The organism is Bacillus sp. SIMBA_008 (assembly GCF_046535495.1).
GTDB lineage: Bacteria > Bacillota > Bacilli > Bacillales > Bacillaceae > Bacillus > Bacillus subtilis.
This window is the reverse complement of record NZ_JAWRWL010000110.1, coordinates 1-364: the sequence shown is the minus strand read 5'-3', so window position 1 is coordinate 364 and position 364 is coordinate 1. Positions and strand designations below refer to the sequence as shown.

Here is a 364-nt window from a genome sequence, read left to right as displayed (position 1 = left end):
ATGAAACGCTTGACTTAAAGCCTCCGAAGACGATTCTAGAAGAAGTTCTTCTCCCTAATCAACATACAGTCATTCCTTTAGAGAGGCTAAGAGAATTCGAGGCGGATCACATGTTTTTTATTGTAAGTGTTGAACATGGGTGGTATGAACAAATGGATCAGCGGCTGGAGGAAAGCGATGTTCTTCGTCAATTATCTGCTGTGAAAAACGGAACCTTCTATCCACTAAAGCTAGAGGAGTTTCGATTTGATGAGGGGGAGCGGGTGATTCATTTAATGAACCGATTTGTCTCCCAATTAACTCAGGCAGCCGATCCAACAATTGTCCATATGTAAGTTGCGAGAATCCTCCATAGACCATTTCG

The 364-nt window shown here is 42.6% G+C and carries 1 pseudogene; it reads left to right on the top strand.

Annotation, left to right across the window (positions count from 1 at the left end):
- A pseudogene (locus tag SB658_RS22375) lies at window positions 1–335 on the top strand (helix-turn-helix domain-containing protein); the annotation flags it as partial.
- Window positions 336–364: the final 29 nt, after the last annotated feature.